The organism is Spirosoma sp. KNUC1025, assembly GCF_045160025.1.
Lineage (GTDB): Bacteria > Bacteroidota > Bacteroidia > Cytophagales > Spirosomataceae > Spirosoma.
The window spans coordinates 4,421,251-4,443,761 of the sequence record NZ_CP087139.1 but is presented as its reverse complement, the minus strand read 5'-3'; the positions used below and the strand labels follow the sequence as shown (position 1 = coordinate 4,443,761).

At 43.5% G+C, this 22,511-nt stretch carries 28 protein-coding genes and 1 tRNA gene; 11 read left to right on the top strand and 18 right to left on the bottom strand.

Features of this window, described 5'->3' with window-relative positions; all coding sequences use genetic code 11:
- Nucleotides 1-38: 38 nt before the first annotated feature.
- The 12 genes from LN737_RS19380 to LN737_RS19325 all read right to left on the bottom strand — a co-directional run bounded on the left by LN737_RS19380 (nt 39) and on the right by LN737_RS19325 (nt 6,696).
- Nucleotides 39-1,640: a hypothetical protein gene (locus LN737_RS19380; protein ID WP_405511475.1), complete on the bottom strand. Its 1,602-nt coding sequence runs from the start codon at nt 1,638-1,640 to the stop codon at nt 39-41.
- A 201-nt stretch (nt 1,641-1,841) separates the two neighbouring features.
- Nucleotides 1,842-2,474: a DUF4494 family protein gene (locus LN737_RS19375; protein WP_405511474.1), complete on the bottom strand. Its 633-nt coding sequence runs from the start codon at nt 2,472-2,474 to the stop codon at nt 1,842-1,844.
- Between the two features lie 61 nt (nt 2,475-2,535).
- Nucleotides 2,536-3,027, bottom strand: a complete 492-nt coding sequence (locus LN737_RS19370; protein ID WP_405511473.1) for a hypothetical protein — start codon at nt 3,025-3,027, stop codon at nt 2,536-2,538.
- The gene (locus LN737_RS19365) at nt 3,024-3,743 is read right to left on the bottom strand and encodes a hypothetical protein (RefSeq protein ID WP_405511472.1); all 720 of its coding nucleotides are present in this window, start codon (nt 3,741-3,743) and stop codon (nt 3,024-3,026) included. Before LN737_RS19365 ends, LN737_RS19370 begins: the two co-directional genes overlap by 4 nt.
- Nucleotides 3,733-4,647 (bottom strand): hypothetical protein, encoded by a 915-nt coding sequence (locus tag LN737_RS19360; RefSeq protein ID WP_405511471.1) that lies wholly within the window; start codon nt 4,645-4,647, stop codon nt 3,733-3,735. Before LN737_RS19360 ends, LN737_RS19365 begins: the two co-directional genes overlap by 11 nt.
- A 6-nt stretch (nt 4,648-4,653) precedes the next feature.
- The gene (locus LN737_RS19355; RefSeq protein ID WP_405511470.1) at nt 4,654-4,782 is read right to left on the bottom strand and encodes a hypothetical protein; all 129 of its coding nucleotides are present in this window, start codon (nt 4,780-4,782) and stop codon (nt 4,654-4,656) included.
- 2 nt (nt 4,783-4,784) lie between these two features.
- On the bottom strand, nt 4,785-5,174 hold the full coding sequence (locus LN737_RS19350; protein WP_405511469.1) for a hypothetical protein: 390 nt from the start codon (nt 5,172-5,174) through the stop codon (nt 4,785-4,787).
- On the bottom strand, nt 5,171-5,416 hold the full coding sequence (locus tag LN737_RS19345; RefSeq protein ID WP_405511468.1) for a hypothetical protein: 246 nt from the start codon (nt 5,414-5,416) through the stop codon (nt 5,171-5,173). Before LN737_RS19345 ends, LN737_RS19350 begins: the two co-directional genes overlap by 4 nt.
- 12 nt (nt 5,417-5,428) lie before the next feature.
- Nucleotides 5,429-5,563, bottom strand: a complete 135-nt coding sequence (locus LN737_RS19340) for a hypothetical protein (RefSeq protein ID WP_405511467.1) — start codon at nt 5,561-5,563, stop codon at nt 5,429-5,431.
- Nucleotides 5,560-5,949, bottom strand: a complete 390-nt coding sequence (locus tag LN737_RS19335; protein WP_405511466.1) for a hypothetical protein — start codon at nt 5,947-5,949, stop codon at nt 5,560-5,562. Before LN737_RS19335 ends, LN737_RS19340 begins: the two co-directional genes overlap by 4 nt.
- Nucleotides 5,950-6,146: 197 nt before the next feature.
- Nucleotides 6,147-6,440, bottom strand: coding sequence for a hypothetical protein (locus LN737_RS19330; RefSeq protein ID WP_405511465.1), 294 nt, complete (start codon nt 6,438-6,440; stop codon nt 6,147-6,149).
- Nucleotides 6,441-6,453: 13 nt separating this feature from the next.
- Nucleotides 6,454-6,696 carry a hypothetical protein gene (locus tag LN737_RS19325; RefSeq protein ID WP_405511464.1) on the bottom strand — a complete coding sequence of 81 codons (243 nt, stop codon included), beginning with the start codon at nt 6,694-6,696 and terminating at the stop codon, nt 6,454-6,456.
- Between the two features lie 99 nt (nt 6,697-6,795).
- Between LN737_RS19325 and LN737_RS19320 the strand changes: the two genes are divergently transcribed.
- From LN737_RS19320 to LN737_RS19305, 4 genes are all read left to right on the top strand, one after another.
- A complete protein-coding gene (locus LN737_RS19320) occupies nt 6,796-7,530 on the top strand; it encodes an XRE family transcriptional regulator (protein ID WP_405511463.1) in 735 nt (244 codons plus the stop codon).
- 256 nt (nt 7,531-7,786) lie between these two features.
- Nucleotides 7,787-8,254, top strand: coding sequence for a hypothetical protein (locus tag LN737_RS19315; RefSeq protein ID WP_405511462.1), 468 nt, complete (start codon nt 7,787-7,789; stop codon nt 8,252-8,254).
- 111 nt (nt 8,255-8,365) lie between these two features.
- Nucleotides 8,366-8,962, top strand: coding sequence for an SHOCT domain-containing protein (locus LN737_RS19310; RefSeq protein WP_405511461.1), 597 nt, complete (start codon nt 8,366-8,368; stop codon nt 8,960-8,962).
- Between the two features lie 29 nt (nt 8,963-8,991).
- A complete protein-coding gene (locus LN737_RS19305) occupies nt 8,992-9,249 on the top strand; it encodes a hypothetical protein (RefSeq protein ID WP_405511460.1) in 258 nt (85 codons plus the stop codon).
- A gap of 24 nt (nt 9,250-9,273) precedes the next feature.
- Here LN737_RS19305 and LN737_RS19300 read toward each other — a convergent pair whose 3' ends face one another.
- Nucleotides 9,274-10,530, bottom strand: a complete 1,257-nt coding sequence (locus LN737_RS19300) for a tyrosine-type recombinase/integrase (protein ID WP_405511459.1) — start codon at nt 10,528-10,530, stop codon at nt 9,274-9,276.
- Between the two features lie 1,115 nt (nt 10,531-11,645).
- Nucleotides 11,646-12,773: an acyltransferase gene (locus LN737_RS19295; RefSeq protein WP_405511458.1), complete on the bottom strand. Its 1,128-nt coding sequence runs from the start codon at nt 12,771-12,773 to the stop codon at nt 11,646-11,648.
- A gap of 2,068 nt (nt 12,774-14,841) precedes the next feature.
- On the opposite strand from LN737_RS19295, the gene LN737_RS19290 reads away from it, so the two are divergent.
- Complete coding sequence (locus tag LN737_RS19290) at nt 14,842-15,111, top strand: metalloregulator ArsR/SmtB family transcription factor (RefSeq protein ID WP_405511457.1); 270 nt, start codon at nt 14,842-14,844, stop codon at nt 15,109-15,111.
- Between the two features lie 105 nt (nt 15,112-15,216).
- Here the strand turns inward: LN737_RS19290 and LN737_RS19285 are convergent, their stop codons facing one another.
- Entirely contained in the window at nt 15,217-15,768 is a 552-nt protein-coding gene (locus tag LN737_RS19285; protein ID WP_405511456.1) for an RNA polymerase sigma factor, read from the bottom strand.
- Between the two features lie 630 nt (nt 15,769-16,398).
- Between LN737_RS19285 and LN737_RS19280 the strand changes: the two genes are divergently transcribed.
- The 5 genes from LN737_RS19280 to LN737_RS19260 all read left to right on the top strand — a co-directional run bounded on the left by LN737_RS19280 (nt 16,399) and on the right by LN737_RS19260 (nt 19,063).
- Complete coding sequence (locus LN737_RS19280; RefSeq protein WP_405511455.1) at nt 16,399-16,677, top strand: helix-turn-helix transcriptional regulator; 279 nt, start codon at nt 16,399-16,401, stop codon at nt 16,675-16,677.
- Between the two features lie 270 nt (nt 16,678-16,947).
- Nucleotides 16,948-17,187, top strand: a complete 240-nt coding sequence (locus LN737_RS19275; protein WP_405511454.1) for a hypothetical protein — start codon at nt 16,948-16,950, stop codon at nt 17,185-17,187.
- A 57-nt stretch (nt 17,188-17,244) separates the two neighbouring features.
- The gene (locus LN737_RS19270) at nt 17,245-17,463 is read left to right on the top strand and encodes a hypothetical protein (protein WP_405511453.1); all 219 of its coding nucleotides are present in this window, start codon (nt 17,245-17,247) and stop codon (nt 17,461-17,463) included.
- A 407-nt stretch (nt 17,464-17,870) separates the two neighbouring features.
- Nucleotides 17,871-18,278 (top strand): response regulator, encoded by a 408-nt coding sequence (locus LN737_RS19265; protein WP_405511452.1) that lies wholly within the window; start codon nt 17,871-17,873, stop codon nt 18,276-18,278.
- Nucleotides 18,279-18,976: 698 nt separating this feature from the next.
- Nucleotides 18,977-19,063, top strand: a tRNA-Ser gene (locus LN737_RS19260).
- An 864-nt stretch (nt 19,064-19,927) separates the two neighbouring features.
- Here LN737_RS19260 and LN737_RS19255 read toward each other — a convergent pair.
- A complete protein-coding gene (locus tag LN737_RS19255) occupies nt 19,928-20,554 on the bottom strand; it encodes a hypothetical protein (protein ID WP_405511451.1) in 627 nt (208 codons plus the stop codon).
- Nucleotides 20,555-20,979: 425 nt separating this feature from the next.
- Between LN737_RS19255 and LN737_RS19250 the strand changes: the two genes are divergently transcribed.
- Nucleotides 20,980-21,117 (top strand): DUF4113 domain-containing protein, encoded by a 138-nt coding sequence (locus LN737_RS19250; protein WP_405511450.1) that lies wholly within the window; start codon nt 20,980-20,982, stop codon nt 21,115-21,117.
- Nucleotides 21,118-21,346: 229 nt separating this feature from the next.
- On the opposite strand, the gene LN737_RS19245 is transcribed toward LN737_RS19250, so the two are convergent.
- Nucleotides 21,347-21,619, bottom strand: a complete 273-nt coding sequence (locus LN737_RS19245; protein ID WP_405511449.1) for a hypothetical protein — start codon at nt 21,617-21,619, stop codon at nt 21,347-21,349.
- Between the two features lie 715 nt (nt 21,620-22,334).
- Entirely contained in the window at nt 22,335-22,502 is a 168-nt protein-coding gene (locus tag LN737_RS19240; protein WP_405511448.1) for a hypothetical protein, read from the bottom strand.
- Between the last annotated feature and the right edge of the window lie 9 nt (nt 22,503-22,511).

The window sequence follows — 22,511 nt, the reverse complement described above, 5'->3', positions numbered from 1 at the left end:
TTGTCAATAAAGCTGCGTAAACGCAGAAATAATTTATCCTATGAAGAAGCAATAGGTGAATAAAATAACTCGACTTCAGGTGCAGAATACCATTGCCAATTTGTATTAGTAAAATCAACTTTAGTTCTATTGTATATAGTTTGAACAAAAAATGGATAAGCAAGGCTTATGCCAAAATTCCTATTTTGGAACAAAAAAAACTTTGGCTCTAGCCACCATGAATAAAGATTTACTTGATTGAGTATATATTCTGGGGTTTGATTAGGAAGGTTAGATATTTGATCCCCCCTTATATTTGCCCAATTTATGTTAAACATTGTATTAAGCTCAAAACTGCCATATAACCTAAATATCTTTTTGTATAAGTTTAATTTTAATCCGGCTAATAAAAATGAGCGTTGGTTGAGAAGCATACGATTTACTGTTGTATCGTTATCTTTAGTGACAAAGTTATAGCCAACGTCAAAGCGGGCATATCGGATACTAGCTTCCAAATAATTAAAGAGGTAAGAAAAGGAATATTTTACATTTTTAGTGTTTAAAAATATCCGGCCAGCAGCTTCTGTCTGCACTAAGCCATTACCTTTTTCAGCTTTAATTAATGATAAAAAATCTGAATATATATTTAAATTTATATAATTGGCAAGAGCTGTACGACTTGATACAAATTTCTTATTTTCAGTTGGTGTTAATTCCACGTTATCAACATCTGTTGGGGCATAGTTACGGTTGACTTCAGGTCTGTACTTTATTACATCACCAACCTTTAAAAACTTATCTCTCGTTTCTTCGTCCGTTCCATAAAGAGGTAAAGAAGAAATATATTTTTTAAAAATTTGGTATCTCACTGGTATGGCATACCGGCTTCCTGTATTAAAGAACAGCCCCAAAATTTTTCTATCAACCATATTCGTGAAAAGGTACTGGGTAGATGAATCTTTCGGTTTAGCCAATACATTTAATTCATTAATAACACCGTCTTGAAATGAAAAATTAACTTTGACTATTTCATAAATTTGCTTCGTTTCTACGGATTCTGGTACATAGTTAATCTTGTTTTGAGTAAAGTCGTTACTTACTATTTTATTTATTGCAGAAGAATCTAGGGGTTTATACTTCTTCTTATTATACACTTCTACAAAATTATTTTTTAAAAATATAGAAGCTATAATAATTGAGGTATCTTTATCTTCGCCTATAATTTGCGAAATCTTATCTCTTGCATCCTGCCCTGTATCAACAATGTGTATAATCAACTTATTTTTGTTATCCTCAACTTCAGCAACATCCAAGTTGGATGATATCAATGTTAATTCAATCGACTCCCCGTTATCAATTCGTTGATCGTTAATTATTGTAATTGATAGTACAGGCGTAATCGCTGAATCTCTTTTTATTTCAATTTCTTTTGTACTTAGTAAGTAATCAAAGTTTTCGGAAGCTTCACCACCCGTTTTTATCGTTAATTTGAAACCTTGGGCACCATCACGCCAATTTCCATTAATAGAAATTGGTATAGAAATTATTCTAGCATCTGATTCTGTTGTATTAATCTCTGTAGAGGTAAAGCCAACCTTAATTTGGGCTAAGCTAAGGGTAAAAGATGAACACAAAAAAAGAGCGATTAAAAAGTATTTCATCGTGATAATAGTTTAAGATAAATTATTAATGAAGCTTTCTTAACGCCTACTTTATACTAATGTTCTATCGTTTGCTTCAGTCCAAGGTCAGTTTTAGATACTTCACTCGCAACGGGAAAAACACCCTTTTACTTGAGCGGTAAGGATCAACCGGCACAAAAGCGGCCGCTTGATGGCTGACTATCGAGTTACAATGGGAAATTAAGCTGTTTGGGTTGGCTCAAACTTGCGTTTTGAGGAGCCACGCCGATTGCTAACGGTTATGGTGGCACCAAGCTCATCCGCCAGATTTTGCATGTTGACGGCCGGATTATCTTTGGCCGTGCCGTCCTCATTAAATAATTCAGATTGGTTGATATCCCAGCTATGGCGACCCAGCGTTAAGAGCAGATCCATTCGGTTATGCCAGTCACCCTGCCACTGTTCGTTGTTAGGATGCCATACGCCTTGTATGTCGGTCTTCTTTACGCCTGTTACATGACTGGCATCGGCGCTGCCATGGTACTTCAAAGCCCGATCGATGGCCTCATCTGCATCTTTAGCCGGTATCAGATAGCAGCTCTTATCATCGAGCCAGTTTAAGTCGATACGGTAAAAAGGTGAAGCAATGATGGAGTCAGCCTCTGTGCCTTTAAAGAAAATCACTTCATCATAAGGCGCTTTGGCAATTGCATCTACGTCAGGATCTTTAATGCGCTTTTTCAGGTGTTCGTAGCAATGCTTTTCTACTTCGCCGAAATTGACAGCTTCGTGCATATAGAGTTCGGATACGGTTTTGGTTTTGCCCTCAATCAGTTGGTCATACTTGACTTTGGATTGGTACCAGGTTAGCATGGTTGTAAATTGTTAAAGGTGAATATTTTGCCGGGTCGCCTGTGCGATTGCTGCAAAGACTTTAGATAAAGGGGAACATGGTCCGGCAAGCATCCCGGATCTCTTCGTTATAGCCGTGCGTTAGTCCAGTTTGCCGCTTGAATAAATCAGCATTCCATTTTGCTGTAGTAGGAGCCACCTCCACTACTGAATAGCCATTGGCTTTGAATATGTGGCTAATGGATTTGCCAACACCGAAATTTTCACCAACCCGAGAAGCGGCTTTCGCTACGTAAGCCAGCTTGTTTTGTAATGGCCATTTATCGAAGGTGTCTGGAAAGCCTTCCTCGTGAAAAAAACTATCATTCATCCAGCCAGCCTCCACAATGATTTCCAGTTCATGGGTGGTATAGCTCCCAATAATGGCCTCCTGCAACTTGTGTTGGGTTAGTGTTTTGCAAAACCATGCCTTTTCAACCCGGTCATAAATGACCAGCCCTGATTTGTCCAGATCGGGATCAATGCCAGCCACGAACTGACATTTAGGGCGATGAATTGGCAGTTGATAGCTCATTGATTATCGATTTGCGGAGTTAAGGCTTCGGATAGATATTCCTCAGCGGTGTAGTTCATATCCACCAGATCCGCCAGCAGGGCATTCAGGGCCAGATATTTAGCCATGACCTTGATGCGGTCCTGGGTGGATTTGGTGAAGGCATCATTTAAAAAATCCTTCAACGTATCGCGGATAAACAGTTTTTGGGATTTGTGCAGGGTGCGGTTGTTGAGCCGGTCAACGGCATCATTTTTTACTTTTTCAACCGCTTCATTCATGAATTCCCATTTGCGGGCATTGTCGAAGGGAATCAATCCTTTACCATCCAGCCAGTCATAGAGCGCATTGCCGTAATCGGCTACGCCCCCGTTTTCCTTCACGGCATTCAAGGCTAATCGAAGCGATTCGATCATGATGGCTTCCGAATCGACCTGGGTGGGTTCAGGCTGGGCCAGCCCGTTGCGTATGGGCTGCATCAGATCCGTTCGGGAGGCTCGGTAGCTTTGATAGGCTTTCATGACCCGGCCAAAGTGCAGCGGGTTCAGGACCGGAAATACATCCACGTCCAGTTCCCCATCACAGGCCAATTCGTACGCCAGCTCAATTTCTTCCAGGGTCAGGTGTGGTTTTTTGGCGACCAGAAAAGCGGAAAATTTCAGCAGGTTGCGATCGTTGTCGGCCTGCGATTGTTTGGTTGTGTTGACCCCGAGCAGCCACTGGAGGTTATTCAGCAAATTCGAAAGCTGTGAAGTCGTCGCCTGGCTGATCCGGGTGCCCGTTGTGGGCAGCGTTGTTTGCAAGCGCACGAGCGAGGTCGAAGGCATATGGCTCTGCGGTTTGCTGGATTCGGTTACGGGTTGGGTGTTGTGCCGTGCGATTTGTTGCGACATGACCGTTGGTGTTTTTGATGGGGTAGATCCCCTGCCAGTTTTTGGCAATAGCGTGGTGAATCAATTCGATGGCGTGCGCTTCGTCGTTACCCGATAAAGTCAGCAGATCCGTCAGCGCCCCTTTTAGCCCGATGGGTTTGTAAGCGGGCAATCGTCGTTCGGATCGGTAGCGAAGCCAGAGCGACCAGGCCTCCGCGAAGGCTTCCCCGAAAGGCAAGTCCGGTGGGGGGGTGGGGGGAGTAGGGGTAGGGGGTGAGGGGGCTTTTTCTTTTGTTTCGTCGACAGACGTTTTTGAGTTTTCCGCGCCTGTTTTACTATCAGAAAAAGTCTTAGTCTCTTTTATATAAGAGTAGGTGTCAATTTTTGACAGCTTATCTGACACCAAAGCCTCGTTAGGTGTCAATGTAGGTGTCAATTTTTGATAGCTAACCTGACACCTAAGCCCCTCTTTAGGTGTCAAATTTTGATACCTAAGTTGATACCTAACGCGGTTCGCCTGTCCCTTTCCACCGGGTACAAAGTCCAGTAGTCCCGCCTGGATCAACCGGTCCCGACAGGGTTTGAGCGTATTGACCCGCTGCCCCAGGTTACCACTTAATTTCGAATCGGCATAGTCGAACTCGTCAGGCCAGCCTAACGCGTTGGCCACCTTCAGCAAATAGAAGTACAGCCGGGTTTCGTTACCCGAAAAGTTATACTGTTCATCTACCTGCCAGAACCGGTTAACCAGTTCGATGTAAGAAAGCATAGGAAATCAGTAAAGAATACCGTGTTTGATCTGGGCGTGAAAGCTCAGATACCACCACAGGAAGTACAGTAAACCCAGCGCAATGCCCACGTAGCAGATGCCCTCCAGCCAGCCGAATGTCGATTTACGGTCCATGATCAGTTCAGGTACGAAAGGTCAATGCGAGCCGCAAAACCAGCGGTGATGTCGTGATAGCCATAGCAGGCCATGATTTCCGCCTGATTAGCTCCTGTGCTGCGTAACAGGGCCACTTCGAGCCGAAAGCGAAAGAAGGCCCAGGTTTGGGGCGAATGATGCGTCAGCCTGAAGATGTTCTGGTAGTAGAGCTCCGCCTGCAACCGGGCTTCTCTCAACAGGGCAAACCCCCGGAAATCCCGAAACGAATAAGCAAAGCCAGCCAGCCACAAACCCACCTCGTTCTGGTGGTCGGTTATCGCGTCGTGCCAGTCCGAGGGCAGTTCATCCCAAAGGATGGCCACAAGCTCATGGGCTTGTTTTTGGGCGGATTGATGGTGGATCTTACTCATGGCTCCGTGATAAGAAAACCTAACCAACAAAGTCCCATGATCGAAATAATCAGCAGGAGATCCTGCATTGTCTGTTTGCCCGAACCACGCCACCAGCGACGTAACCGGTACACCCAGGCGGGCCAATCGATGTAGCCCATATCCAGCAGATAGTTCCAGATGTTGCGGCCAAAGGCGTAGAGAAACACCACAAAGCCAAGGAGACAGCCGCCACCAAAGACGGCCAGAAGGGTGATAAACATAGCGGGTAGGAATTAGGCGTGAAGACGTTCACGAAGGCGGGTAAACACGTAATAGCGCAGGTAGCAGTAGATCAGATAGATCGAGAAGCGAGCAAACCAGAGGGCTTTATAGAGCATATAGAGCCCATATAAACCGAGCGTTTTCATGCGAAGACGTTGCAATCAATGCCCTGAACTTCCCGCACCACCGCCTGAGCGATCTGCTCAATGGTCATTTCATCGTGAACGGGCACCCAGATAATTTCCCGTACATCACCCGTATCAGGGTATCTACCTGATTCGTCCCGGTCGACGTAGCCATTGTAAACGGCCGTACGCACTTCGTATTCCAGCGCCCGGCAGCCGTGTTTACGGTTATCGTCGTAGAACGCAATCGATTGGCAGTGGGGACCGGCCAGCTTACTGATCCGCGCATCGAGCGGATCAAAGTTCTGCTCTTCATCGAGCATGGCCAGCGTTAGGGTCTGGCTTTGGGGTTTTTCCAGTACGCTACACGCAAGGGCGTAGCGTTGGTGGAGTAGGGTGGATTGCATAGTTTTGTGTGAAATATTTTTGATTACAATTGGCACAGACCTCAGTAATGCTGAGGTTTTGTCTTTTGTGGGGTAGAAAGGGCCGGGAGCAATGCCCCCGGCATTTCCGCTTCTATCCACACCTTGCCTCCTGGTCGCCAGAGGACCAGAGAGTATCGTTAAGATTTTTGATTACCAATCGGCACAGACTGAATGATTCAGGCCGGTATATCTTTCACTTTCACCTGATGGCGTTCCGCGAAACGAATGATGTCTGACCGGCGAAACTTTTTGATCTTACGGCCGTAGACAAGAATCTTCTCGTTCTGGAGCATCATGCGAGCGGCCTTTCGTTCGACGTCGAGGTACTGGCAAACCCAGTCCCAACCAACATACTTGTCGTTTTTATACGTCTCGAGTTCCCGTTTAGCGGCAATAAGCTCAGCAACGGTATTTTTGAATTCGCTGAGCAGGGCTCTTACCTCATCAGCCGGAAGGGTTATGATTTCCATGACGGGCTGGGGCTTACGCTGGGAAGTAGGTTGCTACCCGCTTTTTGAACCAGACCAGTTCACTGTCGGAGACGCGGGTATCCCCCGACAACCGGGCCCGGAAGGCAGGCGACGAAATGCCATAATGCTGACAGAAAGCTTTTTGCACTTCCATCTGCTCCCCCGAATTCAACCGCCTATACTCATCACGAAACGCTTGTGTATTTTTTAGACGCCCCTCAGTAACTAATCCTTGCGCTATGATTGCATTTGACATAGATTTGTTTGCTATCGTTCCTAAGTGATAGCAAATATACTTAGTGGAACTATATAAAATCAACAATCCACACTAAATATTTTTACAATAACTAAGTAAATGTTTGTAGACACGCCCGAAATGACTTTAGGCCAGAAGCTTAAGCAGTTAAGACTTGACCGGAAAAATGTAGATAAAAAGTGGACAATGGACTATGTAGCACAATTGCTCAGTGTTACAAGTGGTGCTATTTCACAATATGAAACAGATAGGAATAAACCATCATCGGAAACATTACTTAGCATAGCTAAAATATATGATGTTACTATTGATGATTTGCTTAGTGACGATGCTTTAGATGTGAAGAGTAAAAAATCGGATAGAGGACTTTCGCCATTACTGCCCACCAAAAAAATACAACTTTATCTATCTCAATTACCCGAAAAAGACGCTGAGCTCTACATCCCATATTACGATGTCGAGATAACGGCGGGGAAAATAGAGCTGTACTTCGATGATGTATATGAATCGCCAGAAGGCTATATCTACGCCCCTCACTACCGGGGTTGCATTGCCTGCAACGTAAAAGGAGACTCCATGTATGACCGGATCTTTCCCGGTTCCCGGCTTTACGTCTATCAGCTTCCCAATAAAAAATACATTGACTTTGGCCAGATCTACCTGGTTGTGCTGGAAGGGTACCGACTGCTAAAGTATATCCACAAACATCCCGACGACGAAACAAAGGTTAAGCTGGTATCGCATAACAAGCACTATGGGGACTGGGACATAGATAAGGTGGATATTCTGAATCTGTTTTTAGTGAAGGGCTATGAGAATCAGAATGCGATCTAGATAAGAAAGTAGAGAGATAGGTAAATCTCATTTTTTAATTGGTATTCACCGTTAATGCCTCTTACAGTGGGAAAGCCAATCCCGACTTAGTCAAATACTGTTACCGACGATACACAAGTTAACCTACGTAAAACAAACGCGTGGCTCGCCTGGCGTAGCGAAATATAGAAATACGATAACCCGCAAGGGTACCTCGCATAATCACCGGGCTTTAAGACAACAGTGCTTAGACTATTTTTAAACCTACTTTTTATCTATGAGGCTACTTTTTACTGTATTATTCTTTATTCCTGTCATCCTGGCGGGGCAATCGCTGGAGCCGACCAAAGGGGATAAACTAATTGAGATCCGGGCTACCCAGCCCGATTCCATACTATACCGACTGGCTGGGCGGTCCCTGCTGAATGCAGGCTATACTTTCAAAGCTGATAAAGAATCCCTGACCATGTTTATAGAAGAGAAGCCGCTCAGGAAATGGCCTTCCTATTTGCTGACGAGTCAACTCTCTGTCCATAACAATTCGATCAGACTAACCGGGAATTTACGCAATACCATTCGGTACACCCTGGGTGGAGCTTCTGCTGAGGCAGATTCATTTCCGGTCGAATACCGAAGAGGTAACACAGTTATGCAACGAGCCGGATTTTTGCAACTTATCGAAATGGCCGCTATTATTCAAAAGGCTATTACTGGTAGTGTCATTACGTATTACAGCAAACCCTAATGTATAACCGAGCTACTTAAACTGTCGATGGCCAAATCTGAACCTAAGGGTTTTTAAAGGATACTAGAATCAGAATGCGAGTTAAGTGAACATTAACTAATTTACTCAACCATGAAACACCTTTTCCTAATCGCTTACTTAGTCAGTTTAACCCAGTCGGTGCAAGCTCAACGTAGACCGATTACCCGAGATGACCTAAATAACAGCCAACAGCCTGTAGAGTATTTTGTAGCTGGTTATCAAACGTCCGTTGATGGATGGGTTATCAAAACGGGTGACACGCTCCAACTGGGCCGGGGCTCGATGTTCGATAAGGCGTTTGCTTTCATTTATGTGAACCCACAGAGCTTTTTTTCAGCCAATGATTACAACGGCCGGAAGGTGAAAGAATACCTGCCGAGTCTATACGCTGACAAGCGGGTTGTTATTAAAGATATTAAATCCATTGGCACAAAACGATCTGGCTATACAGCTGTGATCATTGGCAGTGTAGGCGGCATCAAGCGCTATATGATTGAGATTGACAACGCGATTGAAGCAGGTGAGCTTTTGCCGCCCGTTGAGTTTCGGCAAGCCTACTCGCAACCATCTCAACCACCCTCATTCAGTGTGGCCGATGAGCTGATCAAGTTAAAAAAACTGATGGATGAGGGCGTATTGAGCAAAGACGAATTTGAGGCTCAGAAAAAGAAACTACTAAATCAGTGAGTGCCACAACCCGCTTACCACCCCTGACCATGCAGACGCTTATCAACGCCTTTTACTTGCTTCCTTTTTTCGCTGCGGTTATTACACCATTGGTTCTCCTTGAAAATCGTACGATCCGGAAGTATAAGGCTGAACTTGAAGATCAGTACCGGCTAGCGGTGAAGACTGGTAATCAAGAGCAGGTGTACGAGGCCGGGGTACGGTATTTTGAATTTGTCCACTCAAACCTTCAAATCACCGAGTATCTCGCTATCATGAATGCCGATTTGCGTCAAAAACGCACCTAAAGTTGCATTTTAGCGCTTAGCTGGTCACTGCCAAACTGCTTCCATCGCGTCGTTTACGTCGCTCTGACGGAGCTCGGATAAATACACTTCCGTCGTAGCAAATCGGCTGTGGCCCAGGGCCGCACTGATCTTCCGTTTATCGGATATGCGACTGTCGGCCAGCGTCGCAAACGTATGGCGGGCAATGTGCGTAGTCAGCTTATGGGGAAAGCCGAGCTTTTGCGCAATTGCTTTCAGGTATTTATTGATCAGGGCTGTTTGGGATTCGATCTTTTCGATGAGCCGCCCTTTGTTTTCCTGATCGGTAAGCACTGGATTCGGGATAAATTTAGACAGCCAGGGCAGTAGGAATTCGCCCGGCACGGTTTCTAAATAAGACGCAATGAGTTCTTTGGCTTTTGGGTTTAAGCGCACATCAATTAGATCGCCGGTCTTCATGCTGGTGTAGGATAAGTACCAGGCGTCCGTTTCCTGGCGTACGTCCGACTTTTTCCAGTTTAAGGCATCACTGATCCGGGTTCCATAGGCAAAGAATTGCAGCATGAACGTATTACGGGCGTCGGCCTGCAGGCCGGTTAGTTGCATTTCCTGTAAGGCATCCAACTGCTCAATCGTTAATTTTGGTTTTCGAACCCGCTGTTCCTTGAATTCTAAAAAGGCCATCGAGTCAGCCTTGGTAAGTCCGCGTTTTCTGGCGTCGTTGAAGAGGGTGGTTATAAACGCCATTCGACGGTGCAGGGTATTGGCGGATTTAGTGCCGTTCTTTTTCAGCCAGACCGACCAGGCCAGTATCCAGGTTTCATCGACATCATCCAGATAGATATCGATTTGCTCACCCGTATTGGTTTTGCCCAAATAAGCGGCCAGCCGGTTCAAATGGCCGGCATACTTCAGGGCCGTATGATACTGGCCTTTTTGCTGGCAAGCCACTATGTAAGCCCGGCCGTGCACCAGCAGCTTGCCAGCCTGGGAAGTTGTTGCAACGCCGGTTGCAAGGATATACGCCGGATCGGGTTTAAAGCCCCGCTGTTCGGTGTCTAAAAGCCGCTTCTGGGCTTCATTGTACGCTTCGGCAATTTTTACATTAAGGTAAGTTTGATTGGGGTGATTCTTTTTTACTCGTCCTGTAGCTTTGTCAAACTGGGTAGATTTTACCTTACAGATCATCCTGCGTTTCCAGATGGTACCGGTAGGGGAGCTGACAATGCACTGGAGCATAACCGGCTGCGTGCCGTCGTGGTAAATCTTGCTGTGGAGAATAATTTTAAGGGAAAGTGCCATTGCAACCGGTTTCAAATGAGTTGCAACAAAAATATAATTTTGCGTCTACATAGACCTAAATAGAATTATTAAAAGGCGAAAAAACTGTATAATTGGATTCTGTTGAGGTGTATGGGGGTAGTATAATACAACTATAGTAGTCCCTCGCTCTCTGCCAAATGCAGCGCAATGCCTTGTTCATCGGGGTGTTGCGCTTTTTGTTTTGTTTAGCCGAATTAGAGTTTAAACTAATTCAGTCTCCACGAATTTTTACCCAAAAATGGACGACTATCAACTGAAAACTGGCAAAACCAGAATATATAAAGAGTAGCCGCGTATCTGGGTGAGTTGCACGTAGTTCAACTGCGTCAGACAGATGGCACCCAGATAAATAAATTCTGTCTGGACCGGTTGATCAGCGTTAGGCTATACTACCCTCTAAGTGTATTTTAATTCATATGACTTGGATAGGGGGCAAGGCTGCTCTCACACTGATAATCAATTAGCATCTTCATATATTTTAGATCAGATTGTTGACTGATGGCTAGGCTGCATTGATGGAAGTAGAAGGTCCCATGTATGGGATCGAGACTACCCGATATACCTCGGTAGGCGTAACAAAGTGGGCGATTGCAAAGCTCAGTGAAACCGAGCCGAAGGAGCGTTTCGTGAGTGATCATCAGGATTGTGTGGATTATGGGTAAGCTCCTTGTCCAGAGCTTTCGACCACAAACTACGTACTTTTCCCGAATCTCGTTTAACGGATAATCTGGCAGGGCAGGTGAGGTGTCCACAATACACAGCAACTGCTTCAACTCATTTGCGGTGAAAGGATTTCCCATGGTTACTGTTAACCTCAAATATGTAAAACAAACGCCCTTGTCAGTGACAAGGGCGTTTGTTTTATTATGTAAATAAGAATGGCTTAAGCCAATTGTTCGTCAATTTTTTCTGTTTTCTGCTGTAAGTATTTGACCCGTTTAACCAACAGTCTTTGAATTGGATCGTATAAGCCAACATTTGGATTATGATCACTGATGAACGGCTCGTCATCCAGAGCAAGTTCATAGTTTAACTCCTGTAATCGGACCGTTCAAACTAGTGCTATTCCCTGTATTAGTAGGGAATCCAAAAACCTAGCTTGGTAGCTTTGTTTCCGTTAGCGGAATGGCTGTGAGTGGAGCTTCCGGAGCAGTAAGAACTTGTTTCTTGCTGAAATAATGGCGTAACGACATTGTTGGTTTTTCAATAAGATAGTAAGAAATATGCGCGACCACCATCACTAGAACTAGGTTCTGAGGAAACTTATTTACCCAAGCGTGCGTGGTATGACTCAAAAATAATTGCTGCCAGATATAGAGTGAATACGACAGTATACCGATGTGAATCATTAGTTTGCTGTTAAGTAGCCGTGACACGAAGGAGGGCACGTAAATGCACCAAAATAGCAATATCAGAATACAAACATTGGTTAGGCTCATGCCTATTGTCAGACTGTATTTACCACCGAAACGGTGTGAGCAGTAGAGGTCTATTACAAAAATAAAAAGTGCAGCCAGTATTATAACAACTTTGCTTTTTAGTATTTGCTTTGAGAGAAGTTGCTTTTCCAAAAGTGCTCCAAGGCATCCTATCAGAACGGCGTCGCCACCTGTTTGAAGCATCATACTCACTTGGCCGCGGGAAGATGGCATCCATTGATAGGTTGCCAATCGCACAAATGGCATAAGGGCAATGATCAGCCCAGTAGATATAATTAATGTACGTCGGGACAGTTTGATAAAACTAATAGGCCAAAGCAGATAGAACTGCTCCTCCATTGAGAGCGACCAAAAATGGCCAAAAAACCAGTTGCCTTTATCGGTTGGAATGTTCTGAATAAGGAGATGTTTGTAATTCCAAAGATATAGCGCTGCCACGCCAACCTGGGAATAGTTGGTGAAAATATCTGGTACAACATACCATTTTAGCAGCAGAACAACTAGTATATATAGATAGAAAACGGGAAATATTCTAAAAATGCGTCGTATGTAAAACTGTTTTAGACTGACCTGTCCAGTTTTAGCAAACTCTGTCATAAGCAGCCGGGTGATTAAATAACCACTAATGACAAAAAAAATCTTGACCCCTAATCGTGAATTAGCAATGTAGTCATAAGCGGGGTGATAGGCGATAAAATGAGGAAATGAAAGTTGGGCATGAGCTAGTAAAACCATTAAAATAGATACAGCGCGGATGCCGTCTAAGCTCGCTATTCGATTCATAATAAGTAGACAGGTTATATAAGAGCAGTAGATAATACGGCCTAAATTACAGTCAACGGCTTTAACGGAAAACTGAAATTATTAAACGGAAAAAAGTACCATTGTGCTTTGATGGTGTTTCCGAGTAATTTGAGAAGGAAAAAAGGGTTTTTACTTATGAATATAGTATCTGAATTGGCAGTCAAGATGCATTGGTACAGTTGCCTGTATGTCTTGGAATAGTTCTTGTTGAGTAGGTGGAAGGGCTAACATTACTAGCCCGTACGCTATACCTTTTTCGAGATTCTGGCGTTCGACAATTAGCTTGGAAACGTCATACCTGTTCTCCCTTCGCCGTGACTTGAAATAAGCTTTCTGAGCATCTCGAATTGTCTTGGTGGCGGTAAGCGGCTTTTCAAACGATTCCATGAGGTCAAACACTTCAGGTCTTAGTTCCAGAAACTTGCCATAAGCATCATCGCTTGATTCTTGGTTTAAGAGGTCCTAAAGTCCTGTAACTTTTGCAGGTGTAGTTACCTTGTTGCTGTATTCTATAGAATTAAGGATCGCCGGCGATTATTATACGTGCCGCCATGAATCTATTAATGAATAGCCAGCCGTTACCGGTCTTTGTATTGGATCGATATGGCCGAATAATTGATGTAGACAACTTAAATACCGCTAACCGAGTAATCGTACTTCAAAAATTATCTCTAAATGCGCGTTAGGCTTGCAAGCGAACAACCACACTTACAGTTCCAACTTCCGGATCTGTCTTAAATAAGGGGCGAATGACATTTATCTATGACACGTGTGGTCACCCTAAAACGGTGCATTCGTTCTCAGTAATTATTTAAATAAACTTACGAAAGGCACCATGAAGGCTTCCGCCAACTCTTGACGAAGCTAGTTACCTAATAGGTCCTGCTTGAGTTGATAAACCATTTACTTAGTTTGGTGAGCTAGTTGTTTGAAGCAGCGCCAAGTCAAACCGGCCAAGGCAATGTGATGACGCTGGTTACGACTCAGCCAACACTAACAGCATTCCAGACCTGTGATTTGCTTATCGTCTCAATGAAACTGCTTGACCTTGCGGTTACTCTTCGTGGGACGATAAGATAGGTTCTCATAAGCTATCAGCCATTTAAAGAGGTCACTCACCACATCCCACCTATCCATCAAGACGGTTCGACAGCTGATTTGGCGGGGAACTAGTCGTTAAAAAAACAGCACATGAGCAATCTTACTGTTGGTACTGATATATTGATTATCGATCCGTACTGCTTATTTAACTTATTATATTTTTCCGTGTGTACTTGAGTGCCCTGTTCAAAAGTTAGGTCCGTCTTCAATGCCCGCCTGTTCGCGCTAAATTTCCGGCGTTTTCTACCAAAAAACGGCTAATGCCTACGCTTTATCGAAAAGTCTACCACACTTTTTCCTAATCATATTAGTTTTATATCACCTAATCGAGATAAGAGGATTAGAGGTTGAGGAGTATTAGGGAAAGCAACTTACTTGGGAGGGTGAGTTGCTTTTTTGTGTTAACCCGTTTCAATTCATCAACAGGCTTACGAACCCCTAAATGAGTTGATTCTGTCGCTTAGGTAATATATGGGCAAATACTTGCTTACCTACTGCCCTCGTTACGTTGGTCATTGACTAATAACGGCTCACAAACCTATCAAGAGATACGTATATTCTTCAGTCAGTGTCTCCAATGAAATTCAAGGTCATAAGCAGACTCAAAAGTTTACGACGTCAATTTCTGCAACGGTGTCACCTTACTTCTGAGAGTATTTTCTGCAAGTATCTATCCTTACTAAATCATTATTTCAGCAACCTAGCGGGCAGCCAATCATTGACGTTGCTTTTTATTGTCCGCGGAGTAAATACAGGGATATTTAATTGACTTAATCTTTATTATAGTATCTTAATATTCGTTATATTTGTATTGTAATAAATATTATAAAAGGTCTTACTAATTTATAGCGTAGCGATAGAGTAGTATGAGGTAGGCGCTTGACATAAGATATAACGCCTTTCTACGTTTATTGCTGGAGTGCTTTACGCCTACATTTTTTACTCAATGATTGACTCAAAAACTGATCAGGTGGCCGAAATACTAAAAACCATTGGCCATCCCAACCGAATGCGCATTGTACTCGCCCTGGCCGGACAATCCCACATGCGGGTAGCCACCTTGCAGGAACAACTCCAGATTGAACCTTCGCTCTTGTCGCATCATTTGACTAAACTGAAAGATACAGGTATACTAGCCAGTAAACGGCAAGGGAAAGACATTAATTATTCATTGCTGGATGCCGCCCTGCCACTAGCGCTAAAGGCATTGCTTTAGAAAAATGAATGTATACGTAAAAAGGCCCCTCAGTTATAGGAGCCTTTTTACGTAACTTGTGAATAAGAAGTGATTGTCGTGTATCGCTTGCCCGACAGTTGAAGGTTATCCTGGCTGGTGTTGGGCACAGTAGAGCTGAATCTTCTCCCGGCTGCGCTTGAGCCGCATCTTGACCGCACTCAACTTGATGTGGTATAAATCAGCCAACTCCTCCAGACTAAGCCCTTCTTCGTACTTCTGGCGTAACAACTGCTGCTCGGCTGGTGCCAGGCTGGCCAGAGCCTGATTGACCAACTGAAGCGTCTCCTCCTGAAGCAGCACCTCCCCCGTATCGGGTACGTAATCGCCCAGCTCATCGGCCAGCGAGGTGGTGGGCAGTCGGCGGGCCAGACGAATCTGGTCGGCGCAGTAGTTGTAGGCAATGGTATTGATCCAGGTCGATAAGCTGGCCCGTTGCTGGAAGCCATCAATCTTATTGAAGACCTTGATAAAAATGTCGTGGGTGAAGTCCTGGGCTTTTTCCGAGTCGCGGGTCATAGCCAGGCATTGTCGATAGACTTTGTCGACGTACTGGTTGTAGAGGGCTTCGAAACTGGGTGTGGCAGGCGGGGGTAGGTATTGCCGACTCATCTCATCGTCAGCATGTACTCCGTTCATAGTATGTGTTAGCGGTGGGTTAAGTAAACGTTCAAAGTTAGTATTATTATTTCATTTTGTAACTTATTGGTTACAAATATGGGTAGAATATGGTTTTAATTTATTATTCGGTAATTAAATAAAAAGATATATATAATGAAAGTATTGTTACACTAATCTGTAGTAAATACAGGAGTAGGGTTATTACTCAGATTATTAAATCCGTCATAGATTTAGGCTGCAATCTGTGGAGCAGATTATAGGAGATTGGTAATTTGTTGATAACTTAAAAAAACACCCGGCTCATTATGGCCGGGCATTTATTACTTATCCTCATAACCTTTAATTTCTTTTATTCTTATCAGTTAGCCTTCCGCACAGATTGGGTAGAATCTCAAGTGTACAGTAGGTCGCAGCCTATTAGCATAACTTTCTGTTATTCGATACAGAACGGGCTACATCCCAACCGATTATCCACTTATTCGCTACGCGTAAAGTCCTGCGTAATCTGCTCTACAAAAGTAAGTTACCCGATTGAGAAATTATATACCGAATAATTAATTTATTAACAAATTGTAATACATTTTTTTATTAATTTGCATTAAAGGTAACATAAAATTTGCTTATATTTGCCATATGGATACTTGTACAATGATTGATGTTAAAACAGAGCAGGCAGCTGAAATCCTCAAGACACTGGCCCATCCAATGCGTTTGCGGATCATGTTAGTGCTTGCCCAACAACCCTTCCTGAATGTATCGACTTTGTTGCGTCAACTTCCAATTGAGCCACCGCAACTGTCGCAGCATCTGACCAAACTAAAAGATCGGGGTATTCTGAAAAGTATACGACAGGGTAAAGAAGTTTATTACTCGCTGGTAGATAGTTATCTGGTAAAGGCGCTCGCAATACTGTTGGCCGGTGAATGACTTCTTCGTAGTCAGTTGCCGGACGATCAGGCTTACCAATGCCCGTAAATCCCCATATTACGTTAGCTAGCCTCTGCTCAAATAAAGCAAAACCGTCTGACTAACAAGTATGTACGGGTAATTGTCCGTTTGGTAACAAGTGACTACCGCTTGATAAATAGCAAGAAGAGTAGTCGAGGGATATACTATACTTTGTGGAAAAAAAGACGAACTAAAAAGCGTTTGATCGTTTAGCTTGTCTGTCGCGTACTATCCACATGTTTATCAGTCATGAGCCAACAGGAGCAAAAAGCCAGAAGCAACCATAATACACAAAAGCAGTTGCTTCAGGAGCGGATTCTACAATGTGATCAACTAATCGAAGGATTAAATACCACCATAGCGCTCATTAGCCCAGGTATTGCTTCCTCGGAAGCGCATACGCTGCATGAGGCAATGGTAAAAGGGCTTTCGTATTATAGAAGCAAGCGCAATGAGCTGGCCATCTATGTCAACGTCGTTAAGGAATAACAACCGGTTCTTTGTTATCCCTAAGTTCGTAAAACGAAAGAAATACAATCCTCCTTCATGAAAAAGCGAGTTGCCGTTGCCCTTATTCTGGGGCTATTAGTTACCCCTTTGATTTTTCGAGCTGCTTTCCCGGATTTGTACGTGCGCATCTGGAACACGTACCCAACGACCGGAGCAATAGTTATTGTCGCCCTCGATGTTCTCGGGATGTGGATCATCCTGTTTATTCTTATTCTTTTCTTACGGCTCATTCGCCGATTACGGCGCCAGGTGTAGCTTTATCATTCCCGCAATCAGCTGGTATAGTGTTCCGAGAAATCGGGGAATCTACACTGCCCGAAAATTCAGTCGAAACTCTGACTTATCAAAGGTTTTAACGTCAGTATTCACCCCGTCGATTTCTTTGGTACACATGAGGAATGTCAGTAGACTAACTGACGTAGCTCATTATTTGAAACAATGGTCATTTATAATTTTGACGTAGTTAAATAGGAAAAATTTTCGATTGAACGAACCTGGTTTTGGAGAAATCAGATCGGAGAAATACAATAGTCATTTATACAAATAGTCATTAAAAGCAGGAAAAAAACTCTGATTTCAGAAGAATTCATTCAGCTTTCAAAAGTCATCGAGTACCCATCGTAACTCTTTTTTGTACATCCAAACTTATACAGATAAACGTAATGACACCTTTCGCCAGCCCTTTGATTTACGTAGTTGATGATGATAGCGATGAGCACCTGTTGCTTCGGATTGTTTTTGCCAAACAACTGTCTGACTTCCGGTTAAAATACATCAGTCATGGCAGTGAATTACTGACCCGACTGACCCATCGCCTGGATGGCCAGCTTCCGGATCTGATTTTGTTAGACCTGCACATGCCTATTTTGAATGGCCTGGAAGTGCTTCAAGTCCTTAAAAACGATGCCGACTGGCAGGATATTCCTGTTGCCATGCGTACAACCTATGCCAGAACTGCCGATATAAAACGCTGTTATGAACTAGGAAGTGAAACGGTGCTCAGTAAAAATCACAGCTATCAGCAACTTACTCACTGGGTTCGGAATACGCTGGAAAACTGCACGAATTAGTCGATAATCTTACAGGCCTGCCCATAAAGTTGTAGTTTATTGATTTAACTATTTATACCTTACTGGATATAACCGCGGATTGACGGTACGATTTTCGGATAAAATATACAAGCTAGGCCATAATAATCCAGAGAAAACGGTAGTAGATATACTATAAAAAAACGTCCATCAGAAATGGACGCCTTTATTAATCCCATAGGTTGGTTATTACGTAAACTGGCTACGTATCTGGTTCTATACGAATCATGAATGCTGCTTAACAAAGCCTGGTTGGCAAGGCGTATTACCTTTGCTACACATATTCTGAACCGATTGTGAGGTGAGCCGTGCGTATTCCGAAATACTTAGCTGTTAACTGCTCCATAGACCTTTTAAAAGAAACAAAGTCACTTTAGCTGAAAATAATCCAGCTGAAATAAAGTATACGGTCGACACAACAACTGAGAGAATAATTGCCCAGGCCCACGAATAAACGCTTGACCATTAATAAATTTCTTCCGGGGAGCATTGCCTACTGACTGGTCAGACTAGTCAAAACGATCAATCAATTCTACAGCCTCGAATTGCAACTCCCGATTTCTTTCCCTTATTTTGCGTTCCCATTCTCGATAACGACCGTATTGGTAGTTCTTTTAGAGAGCTAAATCAACGATTGGTGAGCAAAAGCGGTTGCAAATCAAGCCCAAAGTCGAATAAATAGAGAGGTGTCCGAGTGGTTGAAGGAGCACGCCTGGAAAGTGTGTATGCGGGCAACCGTATCGAGGGTTCGAATCCCTTCCTCTCTGCTGATAGAACGTGTAACTTCTTGATCAAAAGAAGTTACACGTTTGCTTTTTACGCTGTTGCTGTAGCGTTTAAATGTTTATTCGTCCTGAAATCTAAGCTTTACGATTTAATCGATCCCGTGTGTGCGGGTACTAGGCATGCGGAAATTTTTGTGGGCAACTTACCAGTGAGGTGGGTTGCTTTTTTTTATTGTATAGCGTTATAACCTGGTTTTAACAAAATAAATACAGATGTATCTTACATTTACGCCATCAAGTAAGTGCTGACTTCAAGCAGCCTTACAATGGTGTGGATAGAAGCGGAAAGCAACTCAGCATGTGCCGGGTTGCTTTTTTGTTTATCAGTTTAATCAATTTCCTTAACCGGTAATTGATTAAACCTAAATATATTATTTAATGAACATAAAACTATGTATCTGAGAACTGCGTATGTATCAAAAATTCACCATTTCAACTTTTTATTGATGCACCCCAATAAGCCAACATCCGATAGAACTACAAAGCCAGTCTTGAGTCAAGAGCCCCTCAGTTACGCCCAGTTCATGATATTGCAAGCTCGATACAAACGAGCGGTTTACGAGTCAATTTATCGAGCTGATAATACAGTGAGTGCGTTGTTACTCTTTATTGGTAAGGGATAATAAAACTTTGCCCGATTTGTGCTGAAAATGGCTGAAATTTTACTGTTCATCGAAAACTAAGTCGTATGCCAACTGGTCCATTGTAGCTTTATACCACTAATCGGAATGGATTAGGAAGGAGTTTAAGGTCTATGAGGAATTGATTGGAAAGCAACTTGCCGAATAGGTGGGTTGCTTTTTTGTTTTAGCCCTTCCTGACTTTTCTAATTCTCCGTTGTACTACTTACCCTTGTTGGTGTAATAGACTAATCCCCATTCCACCTAACCAGCCCAGGCAGATGGCCAGCAGGGCGTATAAATAACGTAGTCGGTGGAAAGCTGGACTGGAAAAAAAGAGGTAAATAAAGACTACTGTCGCTACCATCGTGCTATAGGCGATGAGGTTAGCATAGGTGAAGAATACTCCTGACTCCCGAGCGGTTGCTTTCAGCAGGCAGATGCCCATATCCGCCAGCAAGATCGCCAGGCTTGGCAGCAGCGTATGGGCCTGTGGCAGGTAGTTTTTCTCGCGGCCAGGCTCCTGTTTCTGGTCCGGCACCGGTGTGCCAGACAGTTCATCAAAAATAGCCTGGGCAACCCGTTTAGCCGTTATGTCTTTGCGTTCATAGAGAAACAGCCACTTTTCATCAACTGGTCGGCTCGATTTGGTTTGAAAGTGGATGAGGTATTTTTGGAAGGAGGAGGGATGATACCGACCAATTAGGTCAGTTTGGTTCTGGAGTTGCTTTTCGGAAAAGGCCGTTAACTCCAACTCCTCAATGCGTAGACGTGTCAGGAATTCTGGACTTTTTAGCAGAGCAAGCTCGTCATTCACCATGTCAACTGAGATATCATCGTGAATTGGTTTCATGAGTGTGCTTATGCTGAGATATCTAATAGATCTTCGATAGGATGCGTATACTAATATAGATAAGACATTTCTATAAAAACGACACCATTGCTAATTACATTCAGACTCTGGTGCGGATAGATCTTCCGCTATCTCACGGTTAGCGATGTCCGTTACCTGCACGTAGAGCAAATATATAGGCAATTGTTAATGATTCTAATTAAAAAAAATAGATTACTATAAATTCTAATCTCAGGTCAAATAATCTGGCAAAGCGGCTGGAAAACGAGCTCTTTGTTCAATTAGAAGACTATCCGCGAACTATTAGCCGATTCTATTAATCATAACGATATCCGATAACAATCATTCATGCCCTGACTTCGTATTAAACCAGAGATGGGGAGAAATTGCGTAGGTAAAATTCATTATATAGTACCTTAACCATCTTGCTCTTTCTGCACGTATCGGTCTCGGAAAAAGCCGATAAATTAAATCACCGGTATGGACAGGACAAGTTATGGCTTGCTTCACTGTTGAATAATCCTGATTGGCCAATGAAGCAAACCTATCTGTCAAGGTGGTAAACGATACGTTGGGTGGAGATCTTGATGGTGAAATAAAAGCCCAGCTTCAAGACGAACTGGGCTTTTGAGTTAGTTACTGTAGTTTACCAGTAACGTTCATGCATCATAGGTACACTTTGATAACCTGGTCTACGTGAACGGTAATAATTAACTAAAATGCTTGATTCAAGCAGGTCGGACATTTTCGCGGAGTAGCTTATTGGTTGACTTACTCTTTTCGGTAAACTCATTAAAGCAGTCGTGCTGCTTGCTGTAGATCATTACCAGCCTCCTGAATATTCCCTAACTGATACCAGATTAAGCCACGAACGCGATAGGCTTCCCGGTTGGTGCTATCAAGATCCAGACTCAGGTTGCAGTTCAGCAAAGCATCGGTGTACTTGTGGTTTTGATAGAGGTCTATTGCCCGATTAAGATAGAGGTTGGCGCGTAACTTTTTCTCTTCCAGTAACTTGTTTTTTAATATGAGTCTTCTGTTTGTTAGTATAGTAGATAATTTCATCGATGTTATGAGATAATGATAATACTTACTTTTTGCCCTACGGACTGACTATTCAGCATAGAGTCACAGTGTGTGCATTTGTTCTCACCAGAATTAATCAATTCTTAATATATTTTTCAATCCAGTTTCGCCTTTCAGCGAGCCTTTATAAGTAGAGTATAACATCATAATATAGTAATAAAAATATATTCTTCTAGTTTAAAGCAACCCTATACGTGCAACTATCGTACCTGCCTAAACTCACTATTCAATCCTCTTCACTTCATGAATCAAGACAATCAAATCCCTGGCAGGATTGCGCAGACCTCGGTGCTCGAAGAACCGATGAGCTACGCCGAATTTTCACAGTTACTAGCCCAGTATAAGCGAGCGGTTAACGAGTCGCTATATACGACATCCGATCCCATTATATTCCTTATTACACGTTAACAGGCGCTAACCGTCGAACGGTTTCTACCAAAAATCGGGTGAAGCCGTAACTTCATCGAAAAAACAGCTACGACCGTTCTGAACGGTCGTAGTTTTGGTTTACCTGCATGGTATTGAGTTTATGAGGAATTGATTGGATAGCAACCTGCCGGGAAGGGGAGGTTGCTTTTTTGTGTTCACTCGCACTGGCTCGCCTGGCTGTGGTCGCTGGTAATGACCGGGCTGGTGTATGTATGACGTAGTGAATAATCTACAGACGTTGTTGCTACTCAATGCCAACAAAACCCTACCGCAACGCCTTCTCGATAATATACGGACTTATCTCTTTGCCCGCTGCCGTAGCTTTAGCAATGATGGTTTGCCATTCCAAATCGGTCGCGTAGACCTGATGCGCTTTCTTTTTGGCAGCGTCCGATTTTTTGGTCCGACCTCTTCGTTTGGGCTGAATTTCCATAGTCTACAA

What these genes read in the sequence shown, in the direction of transcription:
- LN737_RS19380 (WP_405511475.1), bottom strand. Translation starts at nt 1,640, where the DNA reads ATGAAATACTTTTTAATCGCTCTTTTTTTGTGTTCATCTTTTACCCTT.
- LN737_RS19375 (WP_405511474.1), bottom strand. Translation starts at nt 2,474, where the DNA reads ATGCTAACCTGGTACCAATCCAAAGTCAAGTATGACCAACTGATTGAG.
- LN737_RS19370 (WP_405511473.1), bottom strand. Translation starts at nt 3,027, where the DNA reads ATGAGCTATCAACTGCCAATTCATCGCCCTAAATGTCAGTTCGTGGCT.
- LN737_RS19360 (WP_405511471.1), bottom strand. Translation starts at nt 4,647, where the DNA reads ATGCTTTCTTACATCGAACTGGTTAACCGGTTCTGGCAGGTAGATGAA.
- LN737_RS19355 (WP_405511470.1), bottom strand. Translation starts at nt 4,782, where the DNA reads ATGGACCGTAAATCGACATTCGGCTGGCTGGAGGGCATCTGCTACGTG.
- LN737_RS19350 (WP_405511469.1), bottom strand. Translation starts at nt 5,174, where the DNA reads ATGAGTAAGATCCACCATCAATCCGCCCAAAAACAAGCCCATGAGCTT.
- LN737_RS19345 (WP_405511468.1), bottom strand. Translation starts at nt 5,416, where the DNA reads ATGTTTATCACCCTTCTGGCCGTCTTTGGTGGCGGCTGTCTCCTTGGC.
- LN737_RS19340 (WP_405511467.1), bottom strand. Translation starts at nt 5,563, where the DNA reads ATGAAAACGCTCGGTTTATATGGGCTCTATATGCTCTATAAAGCCCTC.
- LN737_RS19335 (WP_405511466.1), bottom strand. Translation starts at nt 5,949, where the DNA reads ATGCAATCCACCCTACTCCACCAACGCTACGCCCTTGCGTGTAGCGTA.
- LN737_RS19330 (WP_405511465.1), bottom strand. Translation starts at nt 6,440, where the DNA reads ATGGAAATCATAACCCTTCCGGCTGATGAGGTAAGAGCCCTGCTCAGC.
- LN737_RS19325 (WP_405511464.1), bottom strand. Translation starts at nt 6,696, where the DNA reads ATGTCAAATGCAATCATAGCGCAAGGATTAGTTACTGAGGGGCGTCTA.
- LN737_RS19320 (WP_405511463.1), top strand. Translation starts at nt 6,796, where the DNA reads ATGTTTGTAGACACGCCCGAAATGACTTTAGGCCAGAAGCTTAAGCAG.
- LN737_RS19315 (WP_405511462.1), top strand. Translation starts at nt 7,787, where the DNA reads ATGAGGCTACTTTTTACTGTATTATTCTTTATTCCTGTCATCCTGGCG.
- LN737_RS19310 (WP_405511461.1), top strand. Translation starts at nt 8,366, where the DNA reads ATGAAACACCTTTTCCTAATCGCTTACTTAGTCAGTTTAACCCAGTCG.
- LN737_RS19305 (WP_405511460.1), top strand. Translation starts at nt 8,992, where the DNA reads ATGCAGACGCTTATCAACGCCTTTTACTTGCTTCCTTTTTTCGCTGCG.
- LN737_RS19300 (WP_405511459.1), bottom strand. Translation starts at nt 10,530, where the DNA reads ATGGCACTTTCCCTTAAAATTATTCTCCACAGCAAGATTTACCACGAC.
- LN737_RS19295 (WP_405511458.1), bottom strand. Translation starts at nt 12,773, where the DNA reads ATGAATCGAATAGCGAGCTTAGACGGCATCCGCGCTGTATCTATTTTA.
- LN737_RS19290 (WP_405511457.1), top strand. Translation starts at nt 14,842, where the DNA reads ATGATTGACTCAAAAACTGATCAGGTGGCCGAAATACTAAAAACCATT.
- LN737_RS19285 (WP_405511456.1), bottom strand. Translation starts at nt 15,768, where the DNA reads ATGAACGGAGTACATGCTGACGATGAGATGAGTCGGCAATACCTACCC.
- LN737_RS19280 (WP_405511455.1), top strand. Translation starts at nt 16,399, where the DNA reads ATGATTGATGTTAAAACAGAGCAGGCAGCTGAAATCCTCAAGACACTG.
- LN737_RS19275 (WP_405511454.1), top strand. Translation starts at nt 16,948, where the DNA reads ATGAGCCAACAGGAGCAAAAAGCCAGAAGCAACCATAATACACAAAAG.
- LN737_RS19270 (WP_405511453.1), top strand. Translation starts at nt 17,245, where the DNA reads ATGAAAAAGCGAGTTGCCGTTGCCCTTATTCTGGGGCTATTAGTTACC.
- LN737_RS19265 (WP_405511452.1), top strand. Translation starts at nt 17,871, where the DNA reads ATGACACCTTTCGCCAGCCCTTTGATTTACGTAGTTGATGATGATAGC.
- LN737_RS19255 (WP_405511451.1), bottom strand. Translation starts at nt 20,554, where the DNA reads ATGAAACCAATTCACGATGATATCTCAGTTGACATGGTGAATGACGAG.
- LN737_RS19245 (WP_405511449.1), bottom strand. Translation starts at nt 21,619, where the DNA reads ATGAAATTATCTACTATACTAACAAACAGAAGACTCATATTAAAAAAC.
- LN737_RS19240 (WP_405511448.1), bottom strand. Translation starts at nt 22,502, where the DNA reads ATGGAAATTCAGCCCAAACGAAGAGGTCGGACCAAAAAATCGGACGCT.